12 protein-coding genes and 1 other RNA gene are annotated in these 14,030 nt (G+C 51.6%); 9 read left to right on the forward strand and 4 right to left on the reverse strand.

Going from position 1 to position 14,030, the window contains the following annotated elements; all coding sequences use genetic code 11:
- Positions 1–42: 42 nt before the first annotated feature.
- Complete coding sequence (loiP, locus tag H2P46_RS16360) at positions 43–798, reverse strand: metalloprotease LoiP (protein ID WP_193405974.1); 756 nt, start codon at positions 796–798, stop codon at positions 43–45.
- A gap of 272 nt (positions 799–1,070) precedes the next feature.
- Between loiP and tkt the strand changes: the two genes are divergently transcribed.
- The 7 genes from tkt to H2P46_RS16395 all read left to right on the forward strand — a co-directional run bounded on the left by tkt (position 1,071) and on the right by H2P46_RS16395 (position 9,832).
- Positions 1,071–3,065, forward strand: coding sequence for a transketolase (gene tkt / locus H2P46_RS16365; protein WP_193405975.1), 1,995 nt, complete (start codon positions 1,071–1,073; stop codon positions 3,063–3,065).
- 316 nt (positions 3,066–3,381) lie between these two features.
- Positions 3,382–4,401, forward strand: coding sequence for an erythrose-4-phosphate dehydrogenase (gene epd / locus H2P46_RS16370; protein ID WP_193405976.1), 1,020 nt, complete (start codon positions 3,382–3,384; stop codon positions 4,399–4,401).
- A gap of 51 nt (positions 4,402–4,452) precedes the next feature.
- Positions 4,453–5,616 carry a phosphoglycerate kinase gene (pgk, locus tag H2P46_RS16375; RefSeq protein ID WP_193405977.1) on the forward strand — a complete coding sequence of 388 codons (1,164 nt, stop codon included), beginning with the start codon at positions 4,453–4,455 and terminating at the stop codon, positions 5,614–5,616.
- 105 nt (positions 5,617–5,721) lie between these two features.
- On the forward strand, positions 5,722–6,801 hold the full coding sequence (fbaA, locus tag H2P46_RS16380) for a class II fructose-bisphosphate aldolase (protein ID WP_193405978.1): 1,080 nt from the start codon (positions 5,722–5,724) through the stop codon (positions 6,799–6,801).
- Positions 6,802–7,189: 388 nt separating this feature from the next.
- Positions 7,190–8,083, forward strand: coding sequence for a small-conductance mechanosensitive channel MscS (gene mscS / locus H2P46_RS16385; RefSeq protein WP_193405979.1), 894 nt, complete (start codon positions 7,190–7,192; stop codon positions 8,081–8,083).
- Between the two features lie 124 nt (positions 8,084–8,207).
- Positions 8,208–8,831: an arginine exporter ArgO gene (gene argO / locus H2P46_RS16390; protein WP_193405980.1), complete on the forward strand. Its 624-nt coding sequence runs from the start codon at positions 8,208–8,210 to the stop codon at positions 8,829–8,831.
- 272 nt (positions 8,832–9,103) lie between these two features.
- Entirely contained in the window at positions 9,104–9,832 is a 729-nt protein-coding gene (locus H2P46_RS16395; RefSeq protein ID WP_193405981.1) for an oxidative stress defense protein, read from the forward strand.
- A gap of 34 nt (positions 9,833–9,866) precedes the next feature.
- Here the strand turns inward: H2P46_RS16395 and H2P46_RS16400 are convergent, their stop codons facing one another.
- Positions 9,867–10,775 (reverse strand): LysR family transcriptional regulator ArgP, encoded by a 909-nt coding sequence (locus H2P46_RS16400; protein WP_193405982.1) that lies wholly within the window; start codon positions 10,773–10,775, stop codon positions 9,867–9,869.
- Positions 10,776–10,958: 183 nt separating this feature from the next.
- Here H2P46_RS16400 and rpiA point away from each other — a divergent pair, with 183 nt between their 5' ends.
- Together rpiA and serA are read left to right on the forward strand one after the other, a co-directional pair.
- Positions 10,959–11,618, forward strand: a complete 660-nt coding sequence (gene rpiA / locus H2P46_RS16405; RefSeq protein WP_193405983.1) for a ribose-5-phosphate isomerase RpiA — start codon at positions 10,959–10,961, stop codon at positions 11,616–11,618.
- A gap of 279 nt (positions 11,619–11,897) precedes the next feature.
- A complete protein-coding gene (gene serA, locus H2P46_RS16410; protein WP_193405984.1) occupies positions 11,898–13,136 on the forward strand; it encodes a phosphoglycerate dehydrogenase in 1,239 nt (412 codons plus the stop codon).
- A 35-nt stretch (positions 13,137–13,171) separates the two neighbouring features.
- On the opposite strand, the gene H2P46_RS16415 is transcribed toward serA, so the two are convergent.
- Both H2P46_RS16415 and ssrS read right to left on the reverse strand, forming a co-directional pair.
- Positions 13,172–13,765 carry a 5-formyltetrahydrofolate cyclo-ligase gene (locus tag H2P46_RS16415; protein ID WP_193405985.1) on the reverse strand — a complete coding sequence of 198 codons (594 nt, stop codon included), beginning with the start codon at positions 13,763–13,765 and terminating at the stop codon, positions 13,172–13,174.
- A 78-nt stretch (positions 13,766–13,843) separates the two neighbouring features.
- A non-coding RNA gene (ssrS, locus tag H2P46_RS16420) (6S RNA) lies at positions 13,844–14,027 on the reverse strand.
- Positions 14,028–14,030: the final 3 nt, after the last annotated feature.

The following is a 14,030-nucleotide window of genomic DNA, read 5'->3' on the forward strand; positions in this document are numbered from 1 at the left end:
TACGCCTCACTTTGTCAAACCAACGAGAAAGTGAGGCGCCTGTTATTGCGTGTCTGCCGCGATGCGATCGCGAATATGCTGCGCACGTGCTTCTGAAGCGGGATGGGAATCAAACATTGAACTTTGACGTCCTTCTTCCAGCTTCGCCAGCTTCTCAAAGCTGGTCGCCAGCCCCATTGGATTAATGTTGCGCTTCTTCAACAGGTCATACGAATAATCATCGGCCTGCGATTCCTGCGTCTGTGAGAATTGCGCGTTAACCAGTTTTTCACCAAGCTCTCCCAGCTGCGATTGCGAAAGCGATCCAATAACACCGCCAACTGACGCAGCAGCGGTACGTGCCGCGGTAGTGGCATACGCAAGCTGCATGGCTTTACGTGTATGGCCCAACGCGACGTGGCCCATTTCATGACCCAGTACGCCTTCTACTTCATTGTCGGTCATCATATCCATTAAACCGCTGTAGACGCGGATACAGCCGTTCGCCATCGCCCAGGCATTAACATCTTTGGTTTGGTAGACCTTATAGTTGGCTGGCACGCCATTGATATTGTCGCCGAGCGCGGCGGCAATCTTATTTAAACGCTGCTGATAATCACTGGTCGCTGGCGCGATCTGATTTTCTTTATCCATTTGCTCACAGGATTGATTACTTAATTGCTTAACCTGATCGTCGCTCAGCGTATATGCCTGATACGCCTGCGCGCCCGATTGCAGCAGAGCGTTATTGTCAAAACCCGAGCAGCTACTTAGCAACACGGTTATCCCCAAAGCTAAAGCCGTTTTTTGGATATTCATTTCAGTATCCTTTTCGTAACAAGGTAAAAAAAACAGACACCTGGAATAGAGCCAGGCATCTAAATATTCTGGTTATAACGTGACGTCTCCTGCTTTGCTAGCAGACATCGCTGAGAATGCCAGGCGAAGCGGAGACATTTAGCCATTAGCAGCATGTACTTTTGCCCTTGGTTTCATGTACATTGATGTGCAACTTTTTCCTTGCTTTGCCTGATAACTGATTAATTACAATAAGTTAAGGCGCGAAGCATTAATCCGACCTGGAGTAGAAAATGCCCTCTCGTAAAGAGCTTGCCAACGCCATTCGCGCGTTAAGTATGGATGCAGTACAAAAAGCTAAATCGGGACATCCGGGTGCCCCGATGGGCATGGCGGACATCGCTGAAGTCCTGTGGCGCGGCTACCTGAATCACAACCCAACTAACCCGCAGTGGGCCGATCGTGACCGTTTTGTGCTGTCTAACGGTCACGGCTCAATGCTGATTTACAGCCTGTTGCATCTCACTGGCTACGATCTGCCAATGAGCGAGCTGGAGAACTTCCGTCAGCTGCATTCTAAAACTCCAGGTCACCCTGAATACGGCTATACCGTTGGCGTTGAAACCACTACCGGTCCGCTGGGTCAGGGCATCGCCAATGCCGTTGGCTTCGCCATTGCTGAGCGCACGCTGGCGGCACAGTTTAACCGTCCGGGCCATGACATCGTAGATCACAACACCTACGTACTCATGGGCGACGGCTGCATGATGGAAGGCATTTCACACGAAGTCTGCTCGCTGGCCGGTACGCTGAAGCTAGGCAAACTGATGGCGTTTTATGATGACAACGGTATTTCTATCGACGGTCACATTGACGGCTGGTTTACTGACGACACCGCTAAGCGTTTCGAAGCCTATGGCTGGCATGTCGTACGCGGCGTTGATGGCCATAATGCAGATGCGATTGCTAAAGCTATTGAAGAAGCCAAAGCGATCAGCGATAAACCTTCACTGCTGATGTGCAAAACCGTTATCGGTTTCGGTTCGCCGAACAAAGCCGGAACCCATGACTCACATGGCGCGCCACTGGGCGACGATGAAATCGCACTGACCCGCAAGCAGCTGGGCTGGAAATACGCGCCGTTCGTGATCCCGTCAGAAATCTATGCTGAGTGGGATGCGAAAGAAGTGGGCCAGGCGAAAGAAGCCACCTGGAACGAGAAATTTGCGGCATATGCAAAAGATCATCCAGAGCTGGCGGCAGAATTCAAACGTCGCGTGAGCAACGAGCTGCCAGCAAACTGGCAGGAAGAGTCGCAGAAATTTATTGAACAGCTTCAGGCGAATCCGGCGAAAATCGCCAGCCGTAAAGCGTCGCAGAATGCTATCGAAGCCTTCGGTAAAATTCTGCCAGAATACCTGGGCGGCTCCGCTGATCTGGCGCCCAGCAATCTGACCATCTGGTCGGGTTCTAAGCCAATCAATGAAGATGCAGCCGGTAACTATATCCATTACGGCGTGCGTGAATTCGGTATGACCGCTATCGCCAACGGTCTCGCGCTGCACGGTGGTTTCCTGCCATACACCGCAACCTTCCTGATGTTTGTTGAATATGCGCGTAACGCGGCGCGTATGGCGGCCCTGATGAAGATCCGTCAAATTATGGTTTACACCCATGATTCTATCGGTCTGGGTGAAGATGGCCCAACGCATCAGCCGGTTGAGCAAATGGCCAGCCTGCGTACTACGCCGAACATGAGCCTGTGGCGTCCGTGTGACCAGGTGGAATCTGCGGTAGCGTGGAAATATGCTATCGAGCGCAAAGAGGGTCCAAGCGCGCTGATCTTCTCACGTCAGAACCTGGCGCAGCAGGCGCGTACGGCTGAACAACTGGCAAACGTGGCACGTGGTGGTTACGTATTAAAAGATTGTGCAGGTACGCCTGAGTTGATTCTGATCGCTACCGGTTCAGAAGTTGAACTGGCGGTTGCGGCTTACGACAAGCTGACAACTGAAGGGCGTAAAGTGCGCGTGGTGTCCATGCCGTCTACCGACGCATTCGACAAGCAGAGCGACGACTATCGCGAGTCTGTGTTGCCAAAAGCCGTCAGCGCACGCGTGGCAATCGAAGCGGGCATTGCGGATTACTGGTTCAAATATACCGGCTTGCATGGCGCTATCATCGGTATGACCAGCTTCGGTGAATCTGCACCGGCTGATCAGCTGTTTACACTGTTTGGCTTTACCGTTGACAACGTAGTGGTGAAAGCCAAAGCGCTACTGGCGTAACGGCATTATCAGGGCGGTGGATAAACCGTTTTGAGCACAGAAAAGGGACGAAGCATTTCGTCCCTTTTTAAGCAAATTATTCCTACAGTAATGGCTGTTTTTATGCAAATTTGTGACGCAGATCCAAATATAAAGTGCGTAGTTGATCACAATCATTCCTGTTATTCCATCCTTCCTTTATTCTAGCTGAACCGTTTCAGTTGAAGCCGGTATCGATCCCTTTCAGGGCGACGACAGGCAAGAATATCCTGTACAAAACGCAGCGGAACGCTCAGGCTATCGGCACGTTTTTTCAGTCAGATTTGGCAGGAGCAAGATGACCGTCCGGGTAGCAATTAATGGCTTTGGCCGCATTGGACGCAATGTGTTACGCGCACTGTACGAAACAGGGCGACGCGCGGAAATCACGGTGGTGGCGATAAACGAACTGGCGGAGGCGGCCGGCATGGCGCACCTGCTTAAATACGACACCAGCCATGGCCGTTTCGCTTTTGATGTGCGTCAGGAACGCGATTTGCTGTGGGTCGGAGACGACACCATCCGTATCCTGCATCAGGCTGAGCTGGCGGATTTACCCTGGCGTGAGCTAAATGTGGACGTGGTGCTGGATTGCACAGGGGTTTATGGCAGCCGCGAAGATGGCGAAGCGCATCTGTTGGCTGGCGCGAAGAAAGTGTTGTTCTCCCATCCGGGCGGCAATGACCTTGACGCAACGGTGGTGTTTGGCGTCAACGAACAGGCGCTTAAGCAAACCGACCGCATTGTTTCCAACGCTTCCTGTACCACTAATTGCATTATTCCGGTGATTAAACTGCTGGACGATGCCTTTGGCATTGAGTCCGGTACGGTAACGACCATTCATTCGGCTATGCACGATCAACAGGTGATTGATGCTTATCACAGCGACCTGCGCCGCACGCGTGCGGCAAGTCAGTCAATCATTCCGGTTGATACACGATTAGCTGCGGGCATCAGCCGTATTTTTCCTAAATTTAACGATCGTTTTGAAGCCATTGCGGTACGGGTGCCAACCATCAACGTAACAGCCATTGATCTCAGTGTTTCTGTGCGTCAGGGCGTAAAGGCGTGCGAAGTTAATGCGTTGTTGCAAAGCGCGGCAGAGGGTGCATTTCGTGGTATAGTTGACTATACAGAATTACCGTTAGTCTCAGTGGATTTCAACCATGATCCGCACAGTGCCATTGTGGACGGCACGCAAACGCGGGTCAGCGGTCAGCACCTGATCAAAACGCTGGTTTGGTGTGACAACGAATGGGGCTTTGCTAACCGAATGCTCGACACAACGTTAGCTATGGCCGCAAGCGGTTTCAGGTAAGGCGCGGTCTGCGTCTGGCAAAACTTACGAGAATCAACGAGAGGATTCACCATGTCTGTAATTAAGATGACCGATCTGGATCTTGCTGGCAAACGCGTTTTGATCCGTGCCGATCTCAACGTCCCAGTGAAAGAAGGGAAAGTGACGTCTGATGCACGTATCCGTGCTTCTCTGCCTACCATCGAAGCGGCGTTGAAACAGGGCGCGAAAGTGATGGTTACCTCTCACCTGGGGCGTCCGACCGAAGGTGAATACAACGAAGAGTTCTCTCTGCTGCCGGTCGTTAATTATCTGAAAGATAAGCTGAGCGGCACCACCGTGACCCTGGCAAAAGATTACCTTGACGGCGTTGACGTCGGCACAGGTGAGCTGGTGGTTTTGGAAAACGTTCGCTTTAACAAAGGCGAAAAGAAAGACGACGAAGCGCTGGCTAAAAAATATGCCGCATTATGCGATGTGTTTGTCATGGACGCATTCGGCACCGCGCACCGCGCGCAGGCGTCAACGCACGGTGTGGGCAAGTTTGCCCCTATCGCCTGTGCTGGCCCGCTGCTGTCTGACGAACTGGAAGCGCTGGGTAAAGTGATGAACAACCCTGCACGCCCGCTGGTGGCGGTTGTTGGCGGTTCGAAAGTATCAACCAAGTTTGATGTGTTGCAGTCACTGGTGAAAATTGCGGATACCGTGATTGTAGGTGGCGGCATCGCTAACACCTTCGTCGCCATCGACAATAAAGTGGGTAAATCGCTGTATGAACCCGACTTCGTTGAAGCTGCAAAAGGTTTGCGCGATCAGTACGGTATCCCGGTTCCAACCGATTCTCGCGTTGGCACAGAATTCTCTGAAACTGCCCCGGCAACCGTGAAAAAGGTTTCCGAAGTAGCGGATAACGAAGAGATTATGGACTTTGGCGACGAAACCGCTCAGGCCATGGCTGCCCTGCTGAAAGAAGCAAAAACCATCCTGTGGAATGGCCCGGTTGGCGTATTTGAGTTCCCGAACTTCCGTAAAGGTACTGAAATTGTTGCTAACGCCATTGCAGACAGCGAGGCGTTCTCGGTAGCTGGCGGCGGCGATACGTTAGCGGCTATCGACCTGTTCGGTATCGAAAGCAAAATCTCCTACATCTCTACCGGTGGCGGCGCGTTCCTGGAGTTCGTTGAAGGCAAAAAACTGCCAGCAGTGGCCATGCTGGAAGAGCGTGCGAAGCAGTAATCTTTTGGGGGCGGGGCCAGATGGCGTCGCCTGAAGACTTGCCCGACTGGGCGTTTAAATCGTATCCCTTTATGGGGATGAACGATCACGAAACAGGACACAATCATGTCTAAAATTTTTGATTTCGTTAAACCCGGCGTTGTCACTGGTGACGACGTACAGAAGATCTTCAAAGTGGCGAAAGAGAATAAGTTCGCCCTGCCAGCGGTAAACTGCGTCGGCACCGATTCTATCAACGCTGTGCTGGAAGCCGCGGCAAAAGTAAAAGCGCCGGTTATCGTTCAGTTTTCTAACGGTGGTGCAGCATTTATCGCCGGTAAAGGCTTTAAAACCGACAAGCCACAGGGCGCAGCAATTTTCGGTGCTATTTCAGGCGCACATCACGTTCACCTGATGGCCGAGCAGTATGGCGTGCCCGTGATTCTGCATACCGACCACTGCGCGAAGAAACTGCTGCCGTGGATCGACGGTTTGCTGGACGCTGGCGAAGAGCACTTTAAGAAAACCGGTAAGCCGCTGTTCTCTTCACACATGATTGACCTGTCTGAAGAGTCACTGGAAGAAAACATTGAGATTTGCAGCAAATATCTGGCGCGCATGGCCAAACTGGACATGACGCTGGAGATCGAGCTGGGCTGCACCGGCGGTGAAGAAGATGGCGTAGACAACAGCCATATGGATGCGTCTGCGCTGTACACTCAGCCAGAGGACGTTAACTACGCGTACGAAAAACTGAATGCCATCAGCCCGCGTTTCACCATTGCGGCATCATTCGGTAACGTGCATGGCGTTTACAAGCCTGGCAATGTGAAACTGACGCCAACCATTCTGCGTGACTCGCAGAAATACGTTTGTGAAAAACACGGCCTGCCGCACAATGCGCTGGACTTCGTGTTCCACGGCGGTTCAGGTTCCTCTGCTGCCGAAATCGAAGAGTCGATCAGCTACGGCGTGATCAAAATGAATATCGATACCGATACCCAATGGGCAACCTGGGACGGCATCCTGCAGTACTACAAAAAGAACGAAGGCTATCTGCAGGCACAGCTGGGTAATCCAGAGGGTGCTGATAAGCCGAACAAGAAATATTATGATCCACGTGTATGGCTGCGTTCTGCTCAGGCATCCATGGTGGTACGTCTTGAGCAGGCATTTAAAGAGCTCAACGCGATTAACGTTCTGTAATTAATCTTTCATTACAGTGCAACAAAGGCCCGAAAGGGCCTTTTAAGTTTCTGATACCTCTGGTCTGCTGAAGCAGACAGAAGGCAAAGCATTTCGCATTATGGACGGTGCAGAGCGAGCCGCCAGGCGTGTCGCTTTTGCGGCTTTACGATCGTCCTGAACGAGCCCTGCGCTGGCAATGTTATTCACCTTCTTCCGCTTAAAAACCCGAAAGGATTTTTTTAACCAAATAAACCGAGAAATCTATCCGGATACGCTGAGAAATGTCGGTTAATTCATCTGGCTTTTGGCGCTTCGCTGGATAATTGATTACCCTTTATCATTGGGTGTCGGATTATATCTGGCAGTTTTGTCCATTCCCACGGGAACTTAATAACAGGGCTTACAAATGGAAGATTTAAACGTCGTTAATGGCATCAATAATGCGGGCGGCTGGCTGGTGCGTAACCAGGCACTGCTTTTAAGCTATGCGGTCAATATCGTAGCGGCAATTGCCATCATTATCGTCGGGATGATTATTGCCCGTTTTATTTCAAATGGCATTAACCGTCTGCTGGTGGCGCGTCATATCGATGCAACCGTGGCCGACTTCCTTTCTGCGCTGGTACGCTATGGTGTGATCGCCTTTACTATTATTGCTGCCCTGGGACGCGTCGGAGTGCAAACCGCTTCGGTGATTGCTGTTCTGGGTGCCGCCGGTCTGGCGGTCGGTTTGGCATTACAGGGTTCGCTGTCGAACCTGGCGGCTGGTGTTCTGCTGGTGACCTTCCGTCCGTTCCGTACTGGCGAGTTCGTCGATTTAGGCGGCGTGATGGGCACAGTAATGAGTGTACAGATCTTCTCCACCACCCTGAAAAGCGGTGATGGCAAAATCGTTGTAGTGCCAAACGGCAAAATTATCAGCGGCAATATCGTTAACTTCTCGCGTGAACCGGTACGCCGTAATGAGTTCATCATTGGCGTGGCTTATGATGCAGACGTGGATGAGGTTATCGCTCTGCTGCAACAGGTAGTTGAGGCCGACGAGCGTGTGCTGAAAGACATGGGTATCCAGATTGGCCTGAACGAGCTGGCTGCCTCGTCGCTGAACTTTGTGGTGCGTTGCTGGAGCAACAGCGGCGATCTCCAGAACGTTTACTGGGATCTGCTGAAAAACTTCAAACGTGCGCTGGATGCCAAAGGTATCGGCATTCCTTATCCACAGATGGATGTGCATTTTCATCAGGTTAAGCAGGCTGAGGCTGAAACGGCAGAACCAGACGAAGAAGCAAAACTGTCATAACGTGAAATGGGCGGCTCCGGTCGCCCATTAGCTATTCTAATCAGGCATTAACTTTTTCAATTTCCACTAATCATCTCCCCGTCACTATAATGCTTTGCATCTCCCCGATGTAAGGAAAATTCCGTTGTTATCTGTATTCTTTCAAGGGCTTGTGCTTGGCGCCGCGCTTATCCTGCCACTTGGGCCTCAAAACGCTTTTGTGATGAATCAAGGAGTTAAGCGGCAGTACCATTTAATGACCGCAACGCTGTGCACCTTAAGCGATGTTGTACTGATTTGTGCCGGGATATTCGGTGGCAGCGCGCTGCTGAATCAATCTCCGCTGCTGCTGATGGTGATCACCTGGGCAGGCGTGGCATTTTTACTGTGGTACGGTTGGGGCGCGTTGCGTACCGCCTTTAGGGGCAGCGTAGAGCTGGCCTCTGGCGGTGCAATAAAGCAGGGACGGGGACGTATTATTGCCACCGTACTGGCGGTGACCTGGCTTAATCCGCACGTTTATCTCGATACCTTTGTGGTTTTAGGCAGTTTAGGCAGCCAGCTACCTTCGCAGTCAGCACGCCACTGGTTTGCATTCGGCACGGTTAGCGCTTCGGCCCTGTGGTTTTTTGGTCTGGCGATGTTAGCGGCGTGGCTCTCTCCGCTACTGCACACCGCACGCGCCCAGCGCGTCATTAATCTGCTGGTGGGGGCAATCATGTGGTTTATCGCCTTCCAGCTGGCGCGTCAGGGCATCGCCAGTTTCTGACGCCTATGCAGGCCATAAAGTGTCAATGCTTGCCAGCCGCTTCCGCTTAATCCGCTAACATTGTGTCCTCTGCGCCAACACAGCGCGGGGGCAAAGAGGGTTATATGTGAGTGGGCGGTTGTTTGCACAAAGAATTGTGATCGATCTGCCGTTAAACCTGCGTTGTACAGAACTTTTGCCATACTCACCACTCAAAGCATGGCGCATTGCTATGCGTTTTGGGCTTCGTCACGTTAGAAGCTAATGAGTTGACATCTTCAAGGAGGACTTTCATGAAACTGAAAGCATTGGCTTTGGCCGCAATAATGAGCGCTGGGGCTGTCCCTTTAGGCGCACAAGCTGATGAACTACCGAATGCACCGCATGTCGTCACTTCTGGCAAGGCAACGATTGATGCCCGTCCCGACATCGCGACGTTATCGATTGTGGTAAATGTATCGTCAAAAAATGCGGCCGATGCTAAGAAACAGGCAGATGAACGCGTTCAGCAATACTTTGATTTCTTGCAGAAAAACAGTATTGAGAAAAAAGATATTGATGCCGCTAATCTGAGCACGCAGCCGGAATATGATTACACCAAAGAGGGTAAATCGGTTCTGAAAGGCTATCGTGCGGTACGTGAAGTGCAGGTAACGCTGCGCCATCTCGACAAATTAAATGAATTACTTGATGGCGCGCTGAAATCGGGGCTGAACGAGATTCGTAGCGTCGAGTTGGGCGTTGCTAACCCTGACAGCTACAAACAACAAGCGCGTCAGGCCGCGATTAAGAATGCGACGAAGCAAGCCTCAGAATTGGCGCAAGGCTTCAATGCGAAACTGGGGCCGATTTACAGCATCCGGTATCAGGTTTCTAATTATCAGCCTATGCCTATGGCACGTATGTATAAAGCGGCTGCATCTCCCGCCGATACGTCAGCACAAGAAACGTATGATCAGCAAAGTATCAATTTTGACGATCAGGTTGATGTAGTGTTTGAAATCCAGCCTAACGCGCAATAGCGTAAAATGGGGCATTTCGCCCCGTTTCTTTGTTTTATGCCGCAACATCATCCTGACGCAATACACGATGTCCATGCGCGATTAGCGCATCCGTTACCCGACGCATTAAACGACTCTCTGGCGCAAAGCGATGCCAGTACAACATGCGACGCTGATACAGCCCCGGCGTTAAGTCAATCAGCTCCCCGCTCGCCAGTTCGCGCTCAATCTGCAGATGCGGAATCATACAGCAGGTAGAACCCTGGCGCGCCATCTGCACAAAGGCTTCCGACGAGTTAACGATATGACAAGGCACGCTGCCGGGTGATAAGTCGAAATTCTGCTGTAAAAACGCCTGATGCATATCATCCAGATGATCAAACGCGACCGCAGGGGCTTTCAATAGTGCCGACCGCGTGACGCCATTTGGGAAGAAGCGATCGGCAAAATCACGCGAAGCCACAAACAGATAATCCAGCGCACCCAGCTGATCAACCAGGCAACTTGGCAGCGGCTGCGGCTGGATACTGACCGCACCAACCACTTCACCGCGGCGTAAACGTTCCTGAGTGCGAGTTTCATCTTCTACCTGCAAATTCAGGCGAACTGGCGAGTCAGCTAACACATCTTTCAGTGCCGGAAGCAGCCAGGTCGCCAGACTGTCGGCGTTGACCGCCAGCGACAACAGCAGCGGCGTGGTGCCGCTATTATCATCGCCGCCCAGCCACTCTTCTTCCAGCAGCTCAACCTGATGCAGCAAGGCCAGTAATTTTTGTCCCTGCTCGGTCGGGCGGGGGGGAACGGTACGCACCAGCAGCGGCTGCCCAAACAGGTTTTCCAGCTGTTTGATACGCTGCGAGACCGCTGACTGGGTAATACATAATTTTTGTGCGGCGCGCTCAAAGCCGCGTTCACGAATCACAGCATCCAGCGCCTGAAGCGTTCGATAATCGGGGCGTTTCACTTTTTTTCTCTCTCCTTCAGGGTGGACGTTACTATGCCATAAAAGTGTCACATGTGACGGATGTCTGATTTTTTTGTGGGCTGGCTTCCAAAGCGCTTAATCCACCACGATCAGCCAGGCACTTTTAACAAGCCTTGCTTTATACTACGCGCACTTCGTTGTCGCACAGGTTTTAAACATATCATGACCCAGGATGAACTGAAAAAAGCGGTAGGTTGGGCTGCACTTGACTATGTGCAACCGGGAACCGTTGTTGGCGTAGGCACCGGAACGACCGCTGCACACTTTATCGATGCACTTGCCACCATGAAGCATCAGATTGAAGGCGCGGTATCAAGCTCGGAAGCCTCAACCCAAAAACTGAAAAGCCTCGGTATTCACGTGTTTGACCTCAACGAAATCGATACGTTATCGGTTTACGTGGATGGGGCGGATGAAATCAATCCACACATGCAGATGATCAAAGGCGGTGGCGCAGCGCTAACGCGTGAGAAGATTGTCGCGGCAGTGGCTGAAAAATTTATCTGTATCGCCGATGCCTCTAAAGAAGTGGATGTGCTGGGCCGGTTTCCATTGCCGGTTGAAGTGATTCCGATGGCGCGCAGCTACGTGGCACGTGAATTAGTGAAAATGGGAGGATTGCCGGAATATCGCCAGAAAGTCGTCACCGACAACGGCAATATTATTCTCGATGTGCATAATCTGAAAATTCTCGATCCGATTGCGCTGGAAAAAAACATCAATGCACTGGCTGGTGTAGTGACGGTGGGCCTTTTCGCCACGCGTGGCGCGGATATAGCGCTGATTGGTGGCCCGGACGGCGTAAGAACTATCAAGAAATGATCTATCCGGCGCCTTCAGCGCGCCGGTAATTTTTGCTCGTGAAATATCTTTTCTCGCTCAGGTGAAATTTGGTGACTTATGTCACATAAGCGCCATCGACAGCGGATTCATTCTTTCTTATTTGCTCAGATCCCGATTTTGTACGGCAATGTGCTGCTACTGGACGTTGCCGTGCTGGTAGCAAGGCAATCGTTTGTATTGCCGGACGCGTAAATTTTGATATTTTGACAGAAGGCTGGCTTATGGCAGTCCTCATTGAATTCTGAATAGGGTCGGGAAATGGCAAAGGTATCACTGGAAAAAGACAAGATTAAGTTCCTGCTGGTGGAAGGTGTCCATCAGAGCGCGCTGGCTAACCTGCGTGCAGCAGGTTACACCAATATTGAATTCCACAAAGGTGCTCTGGATTCGGAGGCGTTAAAATCATCCATCCGTGACGCACACTTCATCGGTATCCGTTCCCGCTCCCAACTGACCGAAGAGATCTTTGCAGCGGCTGAAAAGCTGGTAGCCGTTGGCTGTTTCTGCATTGGTACTAATCAGGTCGATCTGGAGGCCGCTGCTAAGCGTGGTATTCCGGTGTTTAACGCCCCGTTCTCTAATACCCGCTCGGTTGCCGAACTGGTTATTGGTGAAATGCTGCTCATGCTGCGTGGTATTCCTGAAGCGAATGCCAAAGCGCATCGCGGAATCTGGAATAAAAATGCGAAAGGTTCGTTTGAAGCACGCGGCAAAAAACTCGGCATTATTGGTTATGGTCATATTGGGATGCAGTTAGGCGTGCTGGCTGAAAGCCTGGGCATGTATGTTTATTTCTATGACATCGAAAATAAGCTGCCGCTCGGCAATGCTAACCAGGTGAGTAGCCTGAATGAACTGCTGAACATGAGTGATGTGGTAAGCCTGCACGTGCCGGAAACCGCATCTACTCAGGACATGATCGGGGCTGAGCAGCTGGCGCAGATGAAGCCAGGCGCGCTGTTGATTAATGCCTCACGCGGAACGGTAGTGGATATTCCAGCTCTGTGTGAAGCGCTGGCAAGCAAGCAGGTAGGCGGCGCCGCAATTGATGTTTTCCCGGTAGAACCGGCAACCAATAACGATCCGTTTATTTCTCCGCTGAGCGAGTTTGATAACGTGATCCTGACGCCACATATCGGTGGTTCAACCGAAGAAGCGCAGGAAAACATCGGGATTGAAGTGGCTGGCAAGCTGGCTAAATACTCCGATAACGGTTCTACTCTTTCGGCGGTAAATTTCCCGGAAGTGTCATTGCCCATGCACGGTGCCAGCGCCAGTCGCTTGCTGCACATCCATGAAAATCGTCCGGGTGTGCTGACCGCTATCAACCAGATCTTTACTGAGCAGGGCGTGAATATCGCCGCACAGTATCTGCAAACGTCGCCGTTTATGGGCTATGTGGTAATTGATATTGATGCAGAGAAAGAGCGGGCAGATAAAGCATTGCAGCTGATGAAGGCCATTCCAGGCACCATCCGCGCACGCTTGCTTTACTGATCCTCAGAGAAAGAGGCGCTACTGGCGCCTCTTTTTTACTCCCATAACCACAGCTTTGACGGCGTTAAGATGGCCGGTAATGGCACATCCCATGCTGCGACCGGAAGGGCATCCACCAACTGGCAATCATGTGCCAGACCAACCGGCAAAAATCCATGCTGCTTCCAGTTCTGTAGCGTGCGGTCGTAAAACCCGCCCCCCATACCTAATCGTTGTCCCTGACAGTCAAATGCCACCAGCGGCACCATCATCACGTCGAGCTGATCGAGCATAATCATGTTACGAATATCCAGTGGCGGTTCAGGAATACGCAATTTATTGGGGGTGAGGACGGTGTCAGGCGAGTAGCGCAGAAATAACAGATTCCCTGGCGAGAAAGGATGTAAGACCGGCAGATAGATATGCTTTTTTTGCTGCCAGAGTTTGGCAATCAGCGGGCGTGTATTGAGCTCGCCATCCACTGACAGAAACAGAGCGATATTTTGCGCTTCAGTAACCGGAGCAAAATTGATGGCATGTTCTGCCAGCAGATCAGCGGCGGTTTCGTGCTGTTCAGCGGTTAAGGCGCGGCGCAGATGACGCACATGCTGACGAATATCATACCGTTGTAACAGAGAAGGGTGTGACATGCTTTCCCCGCAGGATAAGTCGCTGATGCCGCAACTATATCATGCAACACGGGGAAGGAAAGCAGGACTACTAAAGAGGAGATCTCCGAGATGCCGCCGTAGGCTGTAACCCTTGAACCCTTGGTTCAAGGTGAACATGCCGTCGCAACCATCAGGCTTCTCGGACGAACCGAGCATGCTCACAGGTTACGGAGCGTCACATTCTGTTTTTTTGAAATATCGGCTCAGGGGACTGGCCCACATGCAAACATCTCAGAGAATTTTT

It is taken from the genome of Mixta mediterraneensis, from assembly GCF_014946725.1.
GTDB lineage: Bacteria > Pseudomonadota > Gammaproteobacteria > Enterobacterales > Enterobacteriaceae > Pantoea > Pantoea mediterraneensis.